This is a genomic window from Cohnella phaseoli (assembly GCF_003386235.1).
GTDB classification, from domain to species: Bacteria; Bacillota; Bacilli; order Paenibacillales; family Paenibacillaceae; genus Cohnella; species Cohnella phaseoli.
In genome coordinates this window covers 168,469-187,359 of record NZ_QRDZ01000005.1, presented here as the reverse complement: position 1 = coordinate 187,359, position 18,891 = coordinate 168,469, and the positions used below count along the sequence as shown (strand labels likewise).

Annotated in this window: 9 protein-coding genes; 1 reads left to right on the top strand and 8 read right to left on the bottom strand. The window is 53.4% G+C overall.

Features of this window, described 5'->3' with window-relative positions; genetic code table 11:
• Positions 1 to 32 precede the first annotated feature (32 nt).
• Complete coding sequence (locus tag DFP98_RS08415; protein ID WP_116060131.1) at positions 33 to 2,510, top strand: winged helix-turn-helix domain-containing protein; 2,478 nt, start codon at positions 33 to 35, stop codon at positions 2,508 to 2,510.
• Positions 2,511 to 2,603: 93 nt separating this feature from the next.
• Here DFP98_RS08415 and DFP98_RS08410 read toward each other — a convergent pair whose 3' ends face one another.
• From DFP98_RS08410 to DFP98_RS08375, 8 genes are all read right to left on the bottom strand, one after another.
• Positions 2,604 to 6,722 (bottom strand): S-layer homology domain-containing protein, encoded by a 4,119-nt coding sequence (locus DFP98_RS08410; RefSeq protein ID WP_116060130.1) that lies wholly within the window; start codon positions 6,720 to 6,722, stop codon positions 2,604 to 2,606.
• Positions 6,723 to 6,965: 243 nt separating this feature from the next.
• The gene (locus tag DFP98_RS08405; protein WP_116060129.1) at positions 6,966 to 9,047 is read right to left on the bottom strand and encodes a hypothetical protein; all 2,082 of its coding nucleotides are present in this window, start codon (positions 9,045 to 9,047) and stop codon (positions 6,966 to 6,968) included.
• A 15-nt stretch (positions 9,048 to 9,062) separates the two neighbouring features.
• Positions 9,063 to 10,469: a glycosyl hydrolase family 28 protein gene (locus tag DFP98_RS08400; RefSeq protein ID WP_116060128.1), complete on the bottom strand. Its 1,407-nt coding sequence runs from the start codon at positions 10,467 to 10,469 to the stop codon at positions 9,063 to 9,065.
• A 37-nt stretch (positions 10,470 to 10,506) separates the two neighbouring features.
• Complete coding sequence (locus DFP98_RS08395; RefSeq protein WP_116060127.1) at positions 10,507 to 13,182, bottom strand: discoidin domain-containing protein; 2,676 nt, start codon at positions 13,180 to 13,182, stop codon at positions 10,507 to 10,509.
• A 27-nt stretch (positions 13,183 to 13,209) separates the two neighbouring features.
• Complete coding sequence (locus DFP98_RS08390; protein ID WP_116060126.1) at positions 13,210 to 15,129, bottom strand: DUF4832 domain-containing protein; 1,920 nt, start codon at positions 15,127 to 15,129, stop codon at positions 13,210 to 13,212.
• 46 nt (positions 15,130 to 15,175) lie between these two features.
• The gene (locus DFP98_RS08385) at positions 15,176 to 16,060 is read right to left on the bottom strand and encodes a carbohydrate ABC transporter permease (protein WP_181917569.1); all 885 of its coding nucleotides are present in this window, start codon (positions 16,058 to 16,060) and stop codon (positions 15,176 to 15,178) included.
• Between the two features lie 19 nt (positions 16,061 to 16,079).
• On the bottom strand, positions 16,080 to 16,991 hold the full coding sequence (locus DFP98_RS08380; protein ID WP_116060125.1) for an ABC transporter permease: 912 nt from the start codon (positions 16,989 to 16,991) through the stop codon (positions 16,080 to 16,082).
• 76 nt (positions 16,992 to 17,067) lie between these two features.
• On the bottom strand, positions 17,068 to 18,786 hold the full coding sequence (locus DFP98_RS08375; protein ID WP_246016458.1) for an extracellular solute-binding protein: 1,719 nt from the start codon (positions 18,784 to 18,786) through the stop codon (positions 17,068 to 17,070).
• Positions 18,787 to 18,891 lie beyond the last annotated feature (105 nt).

Here is an 18,891-nt window from a genome sequence, read left to right as displayed (position 1 = left end):
TCGTATGCGCGAAGAAAGGTAGGAAATAGACCATGCGCATGGTTCGAATCCCCCGCTCCCGCTGCCTGCAACTGTTGCAGCGCGAATCGCATCGCTCCTTAACACTTTTTACCGCACCGACAGGTTACGGTAAATCGGCGCTTATGAAAGATTGGTCAAACTCGACGTCTCCCGCAATTTTTACCGGTTGGTTAACGCTGGAGGAATCGGACAACGACCGAGCGCGTTTGCTAGATCGCTTGGCTGCGATCCTCCCGGTTGAAAAGGAAGTTGAGGGGCCTCCCTCTTTAGAAGCGGTCGTACGATCGTTCTACGCTCGGGATGAAATCCGTCTATTCCTTGACCGGTTCGAGGCCATTCATGAAGCGGACATTCGCGATATGTTGACGGATCTGATCGTCCAAGCCCCTGGGCACGTTCGCTTATACATTGCAGGTAGGGACGTGACGCCTCTGCTCAGCGACGCCCGGATTCCTCATTCGGATTTGCTCGTTATTACCTCCGATCATTTGAAGCTGGATGCCGTCGAGATGAAGCAAATCGTACGCATAGGCACCGGCATCGAGTTGGAGAACCGCGTCATTCAATCTCTGGAGCATCTAACCGAGGGCTGGTTGCCGGCCGTAAACGGCTTTATTTCGTATTTGGACGGAAGCAGAGCCCAGAGATGGAAGCCGGACGCAGCCCTCGACGCGATTGTACCCGACATGCATAGCTATTTTTTGCATCGCGTGTTTTTATGGCAATCCCCCCAAATACAGTCCTTTATGCTGCAAACAGCGCTGCCCGACTTTTTTGATGCAGACCTCGCTTTCGCGTTAACGCAACACTCTCAGACGGTCAATACCATCGAGCATATTGCAGGAAGCGGCCTATTTCTGTTCCAAGAGGCCTCCGATCGCTATCGTTATCATCCGTTATATGCCGATTTCCTGCGCCGTCATTTCAAACAAACCGAGCCGGCGGAGTATGAACGACTGTACAACCGGTATGGTTCGTGGCTGGAAAATGAAGGCCTTCTACTCGACGCCGTTCGGCATTGGCTGCCTATTTCGAACTATGAACGGGCGACGAACGCTTTGCTTGCCGATATCCCGTCTCTCTTCTCCCATCCGACCAAAAAGCTTCTCCAAGCGCTAGACGCCTTCCCCCTCAAGGAACTGATCAAATCGCCTACAGCGGCGATCTTGTACGCGTGGTTCCTGATTACTGATCAGAGGATTTCAACAGCGGAAACGGTCCTCCATCAGACAGAAGCCGGCATGCGGGAGGACCAGGTCTACCTGTTCTCACTCACCGGAGAGGATTTGCGCGGCTATATCGCCTCCTTTCACTCGATCGTTTATTACTTGCGCCACGATAAGGAGAAAGGCACGGCGTTTATGCAGGAGACGGAATCCCGCCTGAACGGCCGGGGATTGATCTATTGCCATACCAGCTCGATCAGCAAACCCGTCGGCTCTCTGTTCAAGAGCGCCTTCGGTCACTGGGGTTCGTTGGACCAGTCGATTACGATGTGCGAATATGCGGAAAAGAAGTGGCGGGGAGACAGCGTAGGATACGGTTATTTTCAGGCGCTGCTTGGCGAGTGCTATTACGAACGCCATCAACTGGACGACGCCGAGAGGCGCTTGCTGATCGGACGCAGAATCGGGTTGGACCGCAGAGATCCCGGCTTGCTGATTCCAACGACGCTAACGCTCGTTCAGATAAGGTTAAATGAAGGAAATGCGACGAACGCAGAGAGACTGCTTGAGGAGACGCAAACCCTGTTGGCCGAACAACCGGAAGCAACATGGCTGCTTGATGCCTGCAAGGCGCGGATTGGCATGGAAACCGGCGCTGCCGACTCGGTAAAACGATGGCTTGCCGATCAGGAAGAGAGTACGACGGGAACGCATGATCACAACTACATGTACAAGTATTTAACCCTGCTGAGAGCTTGGCTGTATACGGAAGAATTCGATAGGGGCGGCGCATTTGCCGAAAGCCTGCTTCATTACAGCCAAAGCTTGTACCGTCACTACTATAAAGCGGAGCTGCACCTGCTGCTGGCCCTGTTCAGCGATAGAACGAGAAACATCGCCTCCGCCGTTCTTCACCTGGAGCAGGCGCTGCAGATCGTTCATGAAGAAGGCTATGTCCAATTGTTCTACAAGGACTGGAAACGGATCGGCCCTCTGCTCGCGAAATACGAGAAGCAGCTACGTTTGGCTCTTAAGGAGGAAGGCGATACGGCCGTGTTCTACGAACAACTGCTGCAGACGCCCCGATCCGCAGCGCCGAATGCGGACGGGTTCGGCAAAGCCGCAGATCTGCTCACCCCCGCCGAATACAAGGTACTCCAATTGCTGCTCGAAGGCCGTTCGAACGCCTTCATCGCCGGCAGCCTGAACAATTCGATCGAAACCGTCAAAAGCCATTGCAAAAATATTTATAAAAAGCTTGAGCTTAAAAATCGCGGCGCGGTCCGGGCTCATTTCGAGCAAGCGTCCCGTATGACGAACTAGCTCTTCCCTCCCGTCCCTACGTGGAAAAACGGGGCTATCCTGTAAGCAATATCGCTTATAGGACAGCCCCGCTTCGCCAGTTGCATATTCAATTCAGTCCATAAATTTGACGTATTGCAGGAAGCGCCTCAGCATGACCGCGGCTTGCGCTCTGGTCGCAGCAGCGGACGGCGCGATCGCGTCCTCCGTCATTCCGGTGACGATTCCTGCGGCTAGCGACTGGGCAACCGCCGATCTGGCCCATGCGGAGACCCCAGCGTTATCCTCAAACCTATCTAGAGCGGTCGCCACGCGATCCGCATCCATTGCAGAATGACCCACGAGCGCAAGCGCGTTGCCAAACATAACGGCCATCTGTTCTCGTGTTATGCGGACGCCGGGAGCGAATTTATCCTTCGATAAGCCCTTGATCAATCCCGCTCTTACTCCGGCATCCACTACAGGCGCGAACCAATCCTCCTTGGCAACATCGACGAAGTGGCCGCTCCCGGAAGTCGGCTCGACTTGCAATCCTAATGCGCGAACTAGCAAGGCCGTGAACTCGGCTCGCGTAATCAAATCGCCCGGCGCAAAGTCCGTATCCGACACTCCGCTTACGATCAGCTTGGCTGCAAGCAACTCTACTGCGCCTTTCGCCCAATGGCCGTCAAGATCGGAAAATGATCTGCTGCCTGTCTCCAAGAGGGCATAAATGCTGTTGTGCGAAACCTTGATCGCTATTTCCCGTTTGCCGTCCACCCTTGTCGCGGTCACGGCCGGAACGAAGGAAAACGTCCGCGTTGCGGGGTCGTACAGAACCGCAGTCATTTGCTTGGCGGGTATCCCCTCGTTCAGCACGATCCCTCGAACCCTATACGTTCCGCCTAACTCCCTGACTTCCGTCTCTTTGCCGTCCACCGACACGGTCACTCTATAGTCCAACGCATCCCCAATCAGCTTATGTCCGGCGCTGCTTGCCGCTTGCTCAAGCCGTTCCTTCTCTTGTCCGACCACCTTGGAAATGAAGACATTCACATGTGTCGCCTGCGCCCCCGGATTCAGCACTTTCACCGGAAGCTCATAGCTGGAAGCGTTAAGCTCGACTTTGAAAACGGTATCCGGATAGGCGCTCTTCACTTTGGCCAGGGACGACCAGGAAAACTGCGTCTGAACAGCCTGCCCCGAGTCGCCGATCACGACGGTGACGAACGGTTTTCGCGCTTTTCCGAGCAGTTCCAGCACTCGACCCATAACTTCATCCGTTAATGCGACATGCTCGACAATTGTGCCGTCCTCAAGCTTTTCCTTAACGATAGATGAAGGATCAACCCGCAGCGTGATCCCGCCATCGGAATCGATCGTTAATGCCGGACCTGTGGAAGGAGTCGACGGTTCGGGTGCAGCTCCCGAGTTCCCCGAGCTTCCCGATCCATTTGATGGCTGGCGAATATTCGAAATCGCAATCTGCGCCACGGCTTCATTGCCCGCTTCGTCTATAGCATACACCGAATACGTTCCGTTAGCGGCAACCTGGAAGCTCCCCCCGGAAAGCAACTGACCGTCTGTAGCAAAATAATCGGCGGCTCTCGCTCCTTCCGCCCACTTAGCCGCGGCAATATCGCTTCCCGTACCGTCCAGGGTTGCCGTTACCGTCACCGGGCTATTGGTCGTTACCATGCTCGCTGGCTGTTGAGTCAACATAATTTCCGGTCTTACGGAATCGATCATAATGCCCGTTGTTGCCGCAGCCGGCAAGGCAAGCGGAACTGCAACGGTCGTCGCAGCGGCATTGATCCCGGCGCCACCCGGCAATTGAATGTGCGTCCCAACTGCAATGTCGGTCGAATGGACAAGCCCCTCCTGAACGACATACGTGAAAATCAGCTTATTCCGCTCACCGGCAGGTTGCCCGACATAAGCTGCGTAAACCGTTGTGGCGTCCGCCCCTTCTCCGATCGTAACGGGAATGACCGGGGTATTCACGACATCGATGTCTCCCTCATAGCTCACCGTGAAAGTCAGTGCGTCGCCGATGCCGTAATATCGGGAGGGCGGAACGACAAGTCCGGTCAGTTCGGGAGCGGGAACCTCGACCGTCAGCCGGTATGCGCCATTCGGCTGGCCGTTTATCCCCTTCGTTCCGATCAGGATCGCATTGCTCCCAGGTGTTACGGCCACTTGCGTCGAAGCCGATTCCACTGCCCCAATCGTCACTGTCGTATTTGAATCGGCGGGATTGGCGGCAACATAAACGGTTTTAATGTATCGATCCGCCGCCAGAACGTATGCGCCTTGATCCGGTACAAAAACAGCGGGATTCCAAGATAACACGCCGGCATTGGGCGTTGCAGCCAAAGCTTGGAGCTTTAGATTGTCAATATGACGATTAAACATCGGATACGTTGTCCCGTTAATCATCGCCCAGGTTCCGGCAAAATCCCAACCCGAATAAGTATTCTCAAGTTGCATGTCAGCGGTTGTTTTCCCTTCTCCGCCGCCAGAAGCGTTAAGTCCGCCGACTTCGGCGTCCCAGTAAGAGGCGGTCGCCATACCGGCAGAGCTTTCTCCGATCAGTCCCCCAGTATGATCTGTTCCGCTAACATGCCCTGCAGCATAGGTATATTCCACCGTTGCGGTTCCGCCGTTAAATCCGATTAATCCGCCGACCTGCTCGTCACCGACAACGCTGCCTTTTACATAGGCATTCGAAATGGTTCCCGAGTTGTTGCCGACCAATCCTCCGACTCGGCCGCCGCCCGATACGGATGCATTCTCCAAGCCGATATTTTGAATCGTACCTGAAGACGCCGCGAATAACCCTGCGTCGTCATGCGACCCAGCCACATTCAAATTGCGGATGATGTATCTATTGCCTTCGAAGGTTCCCGTGAACGGCTGACCAGTGTCTCCGATCGGGTCCCAGTTCAGACCTGTCAGATCCAAATCGTTCATTAACTCATAACTGTCGCTCAACTCGTAAGAAGCGGCTCCGATCGCCGCAAGCTGTGAGGCGGTTGTGATACGGTGCCGGTAATCTGTTCCATTTTCGCGAATCACTTGAAGCGTATAGATCGCTTCGAACGGATCGGTATCGGCCCCTGGCACGGTAACGTCAGTTGAAACCGCGATGTTGACATTGTTTTCACCGGGAATCAGCGAAATAACTTTCGAGTCCGTATCCTCGCCGCCAATCGATACGTTCATGCGGCCGCTGCTTGAATATACGGATACGGTGACACGATCTACTTCGCCCGTTACCCGGCTTGAGTAGGTCGAGGTATGAGGGGCAAACGCCGGCTCGTATGCGATTGCGCCATCATTGACGGTCAATTCGTCCACTACAATTTGGTCAAGCGTTGTGCGGTGCATCGGAAATGTCATGCCTTCAACAATGCCCCATTGCCCTTGTTCGGAGAAGTCCCACAAGGAGTTGAAACTCGCGGCAGACTTCATTTGTGCTGTTGTTAAACCGATACCGATCGCAGAAGAGTTGGCCAATTCTTTATTGTAATAGGATGCTGACACGTTAATCGCGTCGCCTTGCCAATAACCGATGAGTCCTCCAACATCGCTGGATCCAGTTCCGGTTACCTCGACCGACACGTAAGAAGTACGGATTGCGCTGGGCGCTATCTGAATCCCAACGGCATATCCGGCCAGTCCGCCTACATTATCCACACCTTCAACCGACCCGGTAACATAAACGTTTTCAAGTGTCGAGCTATTCAGATTTCCAACCAAACCGCCGACATCGCTATTCGCTCCGGTTCCCGTAACATCGACATTGATCAAGCCTACATTTCGAATAACAGCTTCTGAGGTTGCGCCGAATAACCCGACTGCCCCTGCAGTGCTATTGATTTTCAGATTGGAAATCGTATGGCCGTTTCCGTTAAATGTGCCTCTGAATGCATTTGAAAGACCGCCGCTGGACCCGACCGGCTTCCAGCCGTCCCCACCATTGTACCCTCCGCCTCCCGGACTTAAATAAGCGGATAAGTCGATGTCCGCCCCGAGCGCATAATGCAACTCCAGATTATCGTTGCCTCCCATCGCAGCCAACCCAACGGCGCCGAAAATCATAATGGGACAAGCGGAAGTCGTTCCTGGCGTTACGCCGTCGCAGGTTGATGCCAACGCTTTGTTCGGTGCACCTAACGGCAGCGCTGCAGTCGTAAATACGATTATGGCGAGCAGCAGAGCCAACTTTTTGTAGTTAAGCAGCTTCGACATTTCAGTCCCCCCAAATGAACATAAAAATACTAGTTTTATATAACCATAATGCAGGCTTGAGGCATATCCCTCTTTTGGAGTGATATTTGGAGGGCTGAGAGGTACGTATATACAAGAAACGGAACCCCCTGAGAGGTTCCGTTTTCGCTACGTATCGATTTACTACGCCAGAAGGCGGGATCCGTTTCTGGACGACGAGAGCATCCGTAGTACCGGGCCGCCTATCGATCGAGGGCGAACGCCTCAAGCTTCGCCGGCGATTTCCAGATAATAATAGAGCGCCCAATCCTGATCGTTGCTGATCGGATCGAACGCATGACCCGATCTTCCGTTTACTTTATGCGGATAGATGAAGACGTAATCGGCCGATCCGTCCTCCCGAAATAAGCAAAGATTTGCGTTAAGGCTTCGAATCGACTTATGGTAATACGTTTTGTCCGACGTGATCTGGTAATATCGATAATACGCATAGGCGGACAGCGTACTCCATTGATGAGGCAATGTATCCCCCCATAGCTCGTAATGCCCGAACCAAAACCCGTCCCAATGCCGGAGCCCTACTCCGTGCATTCGAAAATCCGGCTGGCAGCCGTCAAAACCTTCCAGCAACGCCAAATGCTTATGCGCCCCCTCCAGGATGTGCCGGTCTCCGGTCAACCGATACGTATCGAGCAAAAACATAACTACGCCGGCGACCGTGCTTTGCTCATAGTTAACCTCGCTCGGCGCATACTGCTCCTCCATTCGGACGAAAGCATACGCTTTATCCTTGAAATGGCATGCTAGCCGCTCCGCCTCTTCCGTCATGCCTGCTTCCTTCAGCGCAATATCGACTTCACGCGGATTCAGCCCGAAAGACAGATCGGATAGGGGAAACTTGCCGAAATATTTGCCCAGCACGCCGACCAGGTCGTCCAAGTACATCCGCTGCTTGGTTAGCCGGTACATTTTCAGCAAAAAAACGCCGACAAAAAAATAGTTGAACCCCCTGAACGTCATGTCCTTCGTGCCGGGAACAGTTTCGCCGTAGTACTTGGCTGTCCGTTCCCGGAAACAGCTGTCCCATATCCCGTAATCTTCGGATATTATATGGGTCCGAATAAATGAGTAGTAGCGCGTTAATGCCTCCCTATTCGCGGTGTCGGGATGGAGCCGGCAATGTGCGGCCAAAAAAGCCCCCATCCCGACTCTCTCCCGCGCATCGTTACGGTCGGGGATGCTTGCGTATAACTCTTCGATGTCCTCGACTTTGATCAGACGGTCGGCCTCCCGGTCGTAGGGCAGGAACGCCCCATTCCGAATATCGCCGTCCTCGCGCAGCTGTTGCTTCGATACGATAAACTCGGCGCGTCTTTTCATCAGCTCGTCTATGGCCGGTATGCCATACCATCGAATCGCGGATTGCTTGCCTCCGAAAAAAACTTTTCCCTCGATCGTCCCCGCTTTGTCCAGAACGAAGGAGACAACTTCCCCCTCGCGCGGCCTATACGTATTTTCTCCGATGACGAGCTTTTCCAGATCGCCTGCTTCCTTAACGGCAACTTGCACGCGCGTTCCTACAGACGCGGCCATGAGATCGAATTCCAAATACGGGTAGCCGCTGTATTTCGTTACTTTTCGGTGAAAATCCGTTTCGTCTGCATAAGCGAAAAAAACTCGTTTGACGGAGTAAGCTTTATCGCTCGCGATCCGGATGTGTTTGCCCGTTAAAGCGATAACTCCCCGCTGATTGGAGCTATGCTTCTCCTCCACTTGATATTCCTGAACCTCGCCGGCAACGGTCAACATGGCCAAGTGAGGCTTCTCGGCGCTCATCCGGATGCATTTCACATAAGACACACCGCCGCCTGTCCATATGTGCATATGAGCTCTCCTCGAAAGGGCGTCGCCCGACACAACCGGATAGGCATCGTAAAAAGTCGAGTAAATCCCGATCTCGTCCAGCAGCATGTAACGCTCGCCCGCGTTGCCGAATATGAACTCTTCCTCCAAAGCTTCGCCTTCGAGCCTTCTTAGCACGGAAAGCGTCAAGGCGCGGAACTCGCCGTCCTCCTCCTCCTCCGTCCCTCGGTTTGCCAACCGGTATCGGTATTCGACGGATCGGGAACCGCCGCCGACCGGGTCGCCCTTCTCCCAACGATATTTGCGGTCCTGTATCGTAACGAATCCGAGTCCCCACTTTTTCCAGGCGGGGATCCACGGCTCGGCATCTTGATCCGGCAGCCAGTTCATCCCGTACTTGTCGCCCTTTACGATAAGAGCTTGCATGCTTCCGTCCGTTTCGTCGACGATTACGCGCAAATGCTCGTTTTCCATCTGGATCAACGGTATTCCTCCCCTTTAACCCCTCACTCGAATATCGGTCGCTCCCTCGTTCACGATCCGGCTATCCTGAGCAGAGTTGACGGGTTTCCCATTGATTGCTACCCGCTCCAGCACAATTCCGGAAACCGCTCCTTGTTCGAACGGACTTAAGAACGCGATCCGCTCATCCTTTGTATGGAGAACCTCGACATTGCGGAACGAGATGTCGCGAATGCTCCCTCTTTGCGAATCGTTCAGCCCGTGAACGTTCGTAATATTGAGTTTGACGACCTGCTTGTCTGCGCATGCGTCTTCGATAACGATATTCTCATAATGAATGCCTTGAACGTCTCCCCCATAATCGTTCCAGACGGCCAGAACGCCGCCGGCATCCGGAATCCAGCATGGAAAGGTGGAATGAACGACCGTGCAATCCCGAAAAAAAACATTTGTCACTTGATGGGCGGTTTCGCAAACGATTCCGAAGCTCGTTGCGACATCGTTCCAGGCGACGCAATTTTCGAACACGACGTCGTCCACCGGAGCGTGATGGGCTTTAATGAGGAAGGAATCATCCGCATTATGGCAGAAGCAGTTCTTGACCCGAACATGGCGCGAGCTGCATATATCGATGCCGTCATTGTTGATGTAGTGCCCTACGATTCGGACGTTGTCGATACTCACCCGCTCGGACTCGAATACGGCGAACGACCAGCCCGACGACTCTCTTAAGATGACTCCATCCACTTCGACGTCTTCGCATTTCGTGAATTCCAGCAGCTTATGCCTGCGCCCTTTTTCAAGAGAGTCTCTGCCGCAGACAATCCCTCTGCCCGTCACTTTAACGCGTTTTTTGCCGGTTGCGCCGAACGTCGCCTTCTGGAACGTCATATCGTCCCATTCCGACAAATCCTCTTCCTGAATGTTGGCGTACACGATGGCGCCGCCTGCGATATATACCGTTTCATTGTCGTTCAGGCTAAGCGGGTCAATGTAATGAATACCCGGCGTAAAATAGCGCACGGACGAATCTACGGGATTCGGCACGTTCGTTTCGAGAGGATTGGCGAAAATATGAATCGGTCTATCCGGTCCGTACGGTTCTACGATATAGGTCCCCGGCTTATTCAACGTAAACCGGATGACATTCCCGGCCTCTTTCGGCTCGACGCGCAGGGAGAGCGGCCGGATCGCCACTTCGGAGAAGTCACGCGCCGCCGTAATCGACACGGTGACCTCGCCTTCAAAATCGAAATAAGCGAACGATATCGGCGATACTTCCCGATCTTTCATCCCTTTGCCGTTAATGATCCGCTCGGGTCGATCCTTATTGAATCTATAACTCGTATAGCAAAAAACAGGTTCTCCGTTCACCGTCACGGTATAGTCCGACGATGCCGCCTCCTCCGGCGGTCCTGGATAAGTTACGATCTTGGCAGCCATGTTGGATCCTCCACGGTAAAGATAATAGTAGATTCGATCAGCTTTTACTCCATACTTTCATTTCATTGATGCCGATATTCCCCCATGACACATTCGCATTTCGAACGACTAATCGAATTTTACTCGTTTCGATAGACGGGTAAACGATGTCGAGCGCTTCGATCGTCCCGTCGTTCGTCGTCCAGGTCAGCGATTGATTTGCGGCCGCCGTGACCCATGCGCCATCCACGTCGTACTCGACGTCCACATTCGTAATTCCCTGGCCCTGACCATACCACGTATAAATCGTCATTTTGTCCGTCTTGATCGCCTGATTTCCCCAGTCCAACGTAATCGTTCCGGGGAAGGTGACGCCGACGCCGGAACTCCAGGCGGACTCCATGCTGCCGTTATTGATCAAATCGATGGCATACCCGTCTCTCAGCGGAATCGTTGTACTGACCGTTGCCGTGCCTGCGACGTTCACCGGTTCGGGTTCGACAGACGGAATCTCCGGCTCCGGAAGCGGCGGCATAGGCGGCAGCGGCGGTTCTTGCGGCATCGTACGTTGTGCTTCCCAAACTTTAATTTCATGAAGACCGATCTGCCCTTGCGTTGAATAACCGGCATTTACCTGAATCCGGATGGTACTCGTCGTGATGGCGCTGAAGCGAATATCCCCATACTCGACGGTCTCCGTATCCGAATTCCAAGTCATCGACACGTTGGCGGCAGCGGTTTCCCAGACGGAACCGTTCAAATAGTCGACCGTAACGTTCGCAACGCCGCTCGTTCTCCCGTTGGAAGCGATCAAACTGATTTTATTCGTCGCGATCTCTCGATCGAACGTTAGTGTTATTTTTCCCGGGAAGGACTGATCCGTCGCGCTCGCCCAACTTGTCGTAAGATCTCCGTCGTTCAGAGCCGTTAGAGATTGTCCGGGAATGCCCGACAGATCGGAAGAAATCGCCGCTCCCACCGCCGCGTTGGCATTGGACTGCAGTTCAGGCGGTCGATTCGTATAGCCCCAAACCTTGATTTCATGAATGGCAAACGAGTGATCCGCAGCCGCCACTTGATTAATCTTGATTCTGATCTTATGGGTCGAGACCGGATCGAACGCCACTTCGGCTTGGTCGGTTCCCGACGTCGCGGGTATCCACGACAATGGCTCGTTCCGTTTAAGCGTCACCCATCTATCGCCGTTGAAGTATTCCATATCGATCTCTCGTATTCCCTGATTCGAGATGTCCGACGATAGAATAGTAAGCTTGTCGACATGGGCCCTGTTCTCTCCCATGTCCAGGTTCAAATAAACGGGAGTCTGCCCGTTGCGAACACCTACCCATACATTCTGCTCGTTCCCGTCGTTTAACCGGTCGATTCCGGCGGAATCCGCGACTCCCGATACGGTAAACTCGCCTTCCGGCGCGACGTTAACGACGGCTGGAGGCGGCTCGACTCCCCACCATTGAATATCGTTGATCGCCACATTCCCCCAAATCGTGTTGGCGGCATGGACGGTGAGGCGAATTTTGCTCGTCACGATGTCGGGCAGCTCGATAGGTTTCGCTTCTTTCGTTACATCGTTCGTTTGCCAATCGAGCGATACGTGCTGCAGCGCCGTTTTCCACTGGCCGTCCGCCCAATAATCGACGTCTATGTCGGTTATTCCCTGTCCTTGGGCAAACCAGGTGATGACGCTGATCTTGCTCGTCTTGATGGCCAATTCGCCCAGATCCAGAACGATCCAATTCGGGAACTCCGGCGTCACATTGCTGCTCCATACCGATTCGTCGTTCCCGTCGTTCAACATCGTAATCGGAGTCTTCGATCCGAATCCGGTTGAGGCCGTTGCCCAAGGCGCATAGTTTTTAGGCTGTTCCGCCGGTTCTGGCTCCGGTGACGGTGATGGCGATGATGATGGTGATGGCGATGACGGTGATGGCGATGGTGATGGCGATGGTGATGGTGATGGCGATGGTGATGGCGATGGTGATGGCGATGACGACGGCGAAGACGTTGGCGTCCCGGGCACCTGCTCCGTTTCCGTTTCCGTTTCCGGCGTCCATATCCCCAGTTTTCCAGCTATTTCCGAATTCACTGCGCCAAGTTCGACCAGCATGTTTATCACTTTTACATTCTTGCTGTTCTGGGCTGTCAACACTTGATAGGCGATCCCGATCATCGCAGCTTTATCGAAATTCGCTTTTCCCCATCCGGATGCCTCTTGTTTCGTAAGGATGCCGCGTTCGATCAATTGCTCCAGCGCTTTTCCGTAGACCGGATCGAAACCGAGGTAACGCAATACGAGCGTACTATATTGCTCCAGGCCGATCGGAGATTTCGGACCCAATCGGCTTGCCGATTCGCCCTTCACCAGCCCTTCTTGAATCGCATAGGCGAAATGGGCTCGCGCACCGGAAGAAATATCGGCATGATCCCGATAACTTCCTAACAGACGATCCGTTTTCTCGGATGACAATTGCTGAACCTTATGACCGAACAGTCGGGACAGGAACAGGATCGCTGTCTCGCGGGTCGGTCTCCCATCCAGATCGGGATTGAATAACCGGTTGCTTATCCCGTTATATAAGCCTAACTGGTGAAGCGCTTCCGCCTCTCGCTCATACCGGTCGTCTTTAGCGCCCGCAGTTAGCTGCGGAAACAACGCTGCAACCGTCAACACGATCGACATCGCGGAAAGCGCGGCTTTCCTCCATAATCGTCTCAACGAACTCCGCCTCCTTTCAATATGAAACTACCGTACGAGGATTTCGCCGATGCTGTACCAACCTTCGACCGACTTTGCATTCATGATCGCCAACTGGATCGCCGGCTTATCTCCGAGCGTCGTATCGACAATCGCCACGCCTAAGTCGTATTCCCCTGCGCTCGCGCCGGGGAAGCTGATCTCGGAACTGTATGCGTAATCCTGTCCTCTGAGCCAGTCCCCCGGTTCGACATCGTCCACGATAGAATGACTGACTTTCGTTCCATTCGTTTTGTCGAGCAATGCATAAGCAACTTTGTACTTATGGTTCCAATTCGGCCTCTTGTTCGGGAATAGGCCGACGCTCGTATTTTTCCAGGATTGATTGATCGCGAAAGTTGCGCCGGAGTCAATCTCGGCAGGAAGCTTGACGGAATTGAGCACGAAACGATAGCCGCCGTATTTGTTAAAGTAATGCACCAGCTCGGGATATCTCGTGATCCATGTGGTCGCGTCGTCCGGGCGGCGTAAATCCAGGACGTTCGAATGGGTGTAAATGGCTTCTATAACCGCTTGCCGAAGCATCGTTCCCACATTCGGATAGAATGGCGACCACGTCGTTCTCCAGGTGTCGTATACTTGAAAGTTGTTTTCGGCAAACACCGGGACACCCTTCTTCCAGACGGACACGATTTTATCTTTCGCTTCCTGAGGGAGATATTGCGGCGAAGCATAGCTGGCTCTTCTAATGCCTGCGGTAATGCCGTTGATGGCCGTTTGATCCGCCAAATCGATTAAATAGCCGCCTTCGACGGAATTGAGCAAGACGCGGGAAAATCTGGACGTAAACTTATCCGTCAGCCAGTTCGCCGCCTGCTGCTCCGTTTCCATCTTCAGATTCAGATTGTGCATCTCGCCCCACCATCCCAATCCGTATACGTCCACGAAATCGGTAATCGCAGGATCGTCATACTCCGCCGCGAACGCATCAAGGAAAACGTCGAACTTCTCGCGGAAGACAGGATCGTCCTCGTAAGGCGTCCAGTATTGCTCGGTCGGACTGTTGTCCGACAAGTAAACTTCGCTGATTCCGAAGTTTCCGTATTTCTTATTGGCATCGGTAATTTTCAGACGAATGGCGGTCGACTCCACGGCGGGAAAGCTAACGTTCCGCACTTCCTCCGTATCGGAATTCGTCCCCCAGACGATGGGCACGTTCGCGGCTGCCGTCACCCAATCGGAACCGTTCAAGTACTCGACGTCTACCTTCGTAATCCCTTGGCCGGAGCCGTATTCGGACACGATCGATATGGTGTTGCCAATAATGGCATCGTCGCCGAAGTTGAACGTAATGTACTGCGGAAACGACACGTTTAATGCGGACGTCCAGGATGTCGCTTCGCTGTTGTCCAGGATGTCCGAGATCGACCCGCTATAGCTGCCGGCCGTCGTCGTTACCGAGCGGATGTTAGACTTGATCCCTCTGCCGAACGGAAGCCACTTGCCCTCCGCTCCGGCTGCGCGAACGTAATCCGGCGTCGCCTGCCTGTAAGCATCCTGCGAATTCACGAACACCTCGAGCGCAAGCTTGATTCCCCGATCTTTCGCGCCTTGAATAAGCCGCTTATACTTGTCGTCGTACAGCCAGGCATACCGCCCCTCTTCCGGCTCGAACTGCGACCAAGGGGCGCGAATCAGCAAGATGCTTGCATGGTCGGCGGCTACTCCGAAGTCGGCCCAATACTTATCCGGATCCTCGAACGCATCGGCCGTATTGTCGACATACAGCATCCAGCCCATTGCCGGATTTTTCAACAGCCCGTCCGTATTTTCGGTCGGAGTAATCGTTTGCGCGGTCCCGGGTTCCGCTCCCAAGACCGTTGCGCCTCCGCTCCAAACCCCGGTTACGGTTAGAATCGCGCTCATGCAGATCGCCAAGAAGACGGGCTTTATTTTCCAAACGGACATCGAAATCCCTCCCCTTTCGTCATGAATTCGGCTTCCACAGCCGCTGTTATCCCTTCACGCTTCCAATCGTAATCCCCTTCGTAAAATGCTTCTGCAGGAACGGGTACACGAGCATAATCGGCAAAGCGCCCAAGAAAATTTGCGCGGTTCGCAACGTCTTGTCGCTTAAGTTTTGAAGCAGGCTCAAGTCGTCAACGGTAATGCTGATTTTATTCAACGAATTGACCAGCGTCGATAAATAGGTTTGAAGCGGATACTTCTCAGGGGAGTTCATATACAAAATGCCGTCAAACCACGAATTCCAATGCCCGACCACCGTAAACAGGAAAATGGTGGCGATCGCCGGCTTGGAAACCGGCAGGAAAATGCTCCACAACAGCTTCCAGTGGCCGGCGCCGTCTATGAAAGCCGCCTCCTCCATCTCCTTCGGAATGTTCCGGAAAAAATTGAGCAGCAGCACCATGTACCATACGCTTAACGCCCCCGGCAAGATGAGCGCCCAGATCGAGTTCATCAATCCCGTTTCCTTGACGACAATGTAGGTCGGAATCAACCCGCCGCCGAAAAACATCGTCACGGCGAAAAACCATACATATAACGTTCTGAACCGAAATTGCTTCGCTTCCTTGGAAAGCGGATAGGCGGACAATACGACCAGCAGCATATTGATTGCCGTTCCCAATACGACTCTCTGCAGCGTGACCCACAGCGACCGGAAAAATTCGACTTTCTGTCCGAGATACGCATAGGCGTCCAGCGTAAATCCGATCGGCCATAGCTTGACCTCGGCGGCCATCGCCGCCGTGTTGGAGCTTAACGAAACGGCCAGCAAATGCACGAAAGGCACGATGCATAGGAACGTAATCGCCCCCAGCAGAAGCGCGTTGCAGACGATAAACAATTTCCTGGAGAACGAATTTTTATACACCATAGAGAACCACCCGAATCTTCTAAAATATTCTATAGTTGCTCAACCGGTAGGCTAACGTATAGGACAGTCCGACCAACACGAGCGAGATCGCGGATTTGAACAATCCGATTGCCGCAGCCGGTCCGTATTGCTGATCGAATAACCCCATCCGGTAGACGAACGTATCGATAATGTCGGCGCTGCCGTATACGGTAGGATTGTACAGGAGCAAAATTTGCTCGAAGCCCGCGTTCAGAACGCCGCCCAAGCTCAACGTCGAGATCAAAATAAGGATTTGGGCCATGCCCGGCAGCGTAATGTGCGCCATCTGCTTCCATCTCCCCGCTCCGTCGACGACGGCGGCTTCATACAGGCTTGGATTGATGCCGGTAATGGCGGCCAGGAAAATGATCATGTTGTAGCCCATTCCCTTCCACACGTCGGAACCGACCAGAATCGCTCGAAACCATCCGTCGCTGCCCATAAACATGATCGGTTCCAGACCGACTGCCGCAAGTATACCGTTCATGGGACCTTTCAGCGAGAAGATTTCGAAGAGAACGCCGGCCAGAACGGTCCAGGACAAGAAAAAGGGTAAAAACACGCTCGTTTGCACGATTCTTTTGAACGCCATTTTGCGCACCTCGTTTAGAAGCAGCGCCAATACGAGCGGGATCAGCAAACCGAACACGATTTTCAATACGGCGATGATGAGCGTATTCCATAAAACTTGCATGAAATCCGGCAAATGAAACACATATTCGAAGTTGTCGAGGCCTATCCATTTCGACTTCAGAAAGCCCAGCGTCGGCCGGAATTTCTGAAACGCCATGACGATACCCGCCATCGGCCCGTAGGCATAGATCAACGTGGCGATGACTCCCGGTATAAGCATCAAGTGAAGAGGCGACTCGAGCTTAAACTGTTTGAGTCCGTAGTTCCTTCTGTTCATTGGTCCTCCGCTAAGGCATTTTGCCCATGTTTAAGAACACGGGGGAGAAACCTGACCTTTCTCCCCCGCTTCTTGCTTATTTTTTCGATTGCTCCGCATACCAGTCGTTTACTTCGTTCGTGATGTCGTTGCCCCCAAGCTTGCCCCAGCTCTCCACGTATTTGTCGAACTCGGCAATCGGAGCGGAACCGACGATAATTTTAAGGAAAGTTTCGTCCGTCAGCTTCTCGAGCGACGCGCCTTTCTCCACCTGCGTCGGCGTCGGCACGCCGGCAAATTCGTTGTAGACGACCGGCTGGGCCTTCATCCTTTCCGTTAAGCCCCAACCGCCGTTCTCGGCCACACGGCTCATGAAATGTCCCCATTTGCTCGCGTCGCCGGCCAAATATTGGACCGCCCCGTCATAGATGGGTTTGTCGCCGGGATCCAGACCGCTTTCATCTTTCGATGTCAGCGCTTCGTTAACTCTCTTATACGTGTCCGCAATCGCCGTCGGATTGTAGAATCGCGGTTCGAACCAATTGTAGACGTACCCGTTTTCCGGTTTATTTTCGTCCGCATATTTCGGCGAAGAAATTTCCTCGTAGAAATTCGCCATTTTGACTAACGCTTCGGGGTTTTTCATATCCTTGTTCGCGACTAGAATTTTCGTTACGTTCATTTTGGGAATCAGAGGAATACCCTGTTTTCCTTCGAAGGACGGAAGAGGATAGGCCTGCCATTTGGCCTTCGGATCCCCGTCTTTGTTCAAATTCAACGGCCATTCCGGGTACCACCATTCGCCGAAGGAAATGCCGACTTTGCCTGCAACCACGTCTTCCACGACTTTGTCGATATCCTTAAACGCGAACTCTTTATCGAGAATTCCTTTCTTGTACCAGGTTTGCAGCTTCTCCAGCGCTTTCCGCGTCTCCGGCTGCGTCTCGCCGGCGACCAGTGTGCCGTCGCTGCCTTTGACCCATGCTTTCGGATACGCCCCCATGCTATAGAACGGACCTCTGGCATCGAACCCCCAAGTAATCAGAGCCTTATTCATCGTGATGCCGTACGTATCTTTTTTCCCGTTGCGATCCGGGTCGTCGTTCACGAACGCTTCGGCGACTTTCTCCAACTCCTCGATCGTTTGCGGCACTTCCAGGTTCAGGGCTTCAAGCCAATCGGTACGAATCCATAACAATTGCAAACTCGAGTAAGGATCCAGATAGTTCGGCAGACCGAGGATTTTGCCGTCGGCGTCCGTAAACATTTTGAGCGCGGTTCCGCCGTCTTTCTCCACATAGGCCTTCAAGGCAGGCGACGCATATTGGCGATAGGCGTCCGTTAGATCGGCCAGCAGGCCGTCTTCCCTGAATTTCTCAAATTCGCTTTGACTCACCGCCATCACATCGGGCAGCTCTCCCGAGGCGACGGAGAGCGAGAACTTTTGCGCGAATTGATCCGTAGGCACCGTCCACAAATATTTTAAGTCGATGTTCAACATTTCCTTCAGCTTCGTCACGTATCCGTTCGTTTCCGGAGTCGTGCTCTTCGGCGTGTTCGCATCCTGCGGCGGAGCGAATCCCAGCACCTGAGTCACCGTAATCGGTTCCTCGTATTTCCCCAGCGGATCTTTAGCTTCCGACGCCTCACCCTTGCTCGCCTCGGAATCGCCTCCATTCGAAGCCGATTCGTTCGGCTCGCCGGTCTGTGTCGTCTCCTGACTGCCGCTTGGTTCCTCTTTCGCGCATGCGGCCAATAATATCGAACTGAGTAACATGCAAACAACTAACGCGATCGTAAGCCGTTTTCTGCTCAATGCTATTCCCCCTGGTTGGATGTCGTACTAATTCTCGAGAATTATAGTTTCATTGTAGGTTCGGCTAATAGCGCTTACAATCTCGTTCTCTTTACGTTCTTTTAC

What these genes read in the sequence shown, in the direction of transcription:
- DFP98_RS08385 (WP_181917569.1), bottom strand. Translation starts at nt 16,060, where the DNA reads ATGGTGTATAAAAATTCGTTCTCCAGGAAATTGTTTATCGTCTGCAAC.
- DFP98_RS08380 (WP_116060125.1), bottom strand. Translation starts at nt 16,991, where the DNA reads ATGAACAGAAGGAACTACGGACTCAAACAGTTTAAGCTCGAGTCGCCT.
- DFP98_RS08415 (WP_116060131.1), top strand. Translation starts at nt 33, where the DNA reads ATGCGCATGGTTCGAATCCCCCGCTCCCGCTGCCTGCAACTGTTGCAG.
- DFP98_RS08410 (WP_116060130.1), bottom strand. Translation starts at nt 6,722, where the DNA reads ATGTCGAAGCTGCTTAACTACAAAAAGTTGGCTCTGCTGCTCGCCATA.
- DFP98_RS08400 (WP_116060128.1), bottom strand. Translation starts at nt 10,469, where the DNA reads ATGGCTGCCAAGATCGTAACTTATCCAGGACCGCCGGAGGAGGCGGCA.
- DFP98_RS08390 (WP_116060126.1), bottom strand. Translation starts at nt 15,129, where the DNA reads ATGTCCGTTTGGAAAATAAAGCCCGTCTTCTTGGCGATCTGCATGAGC.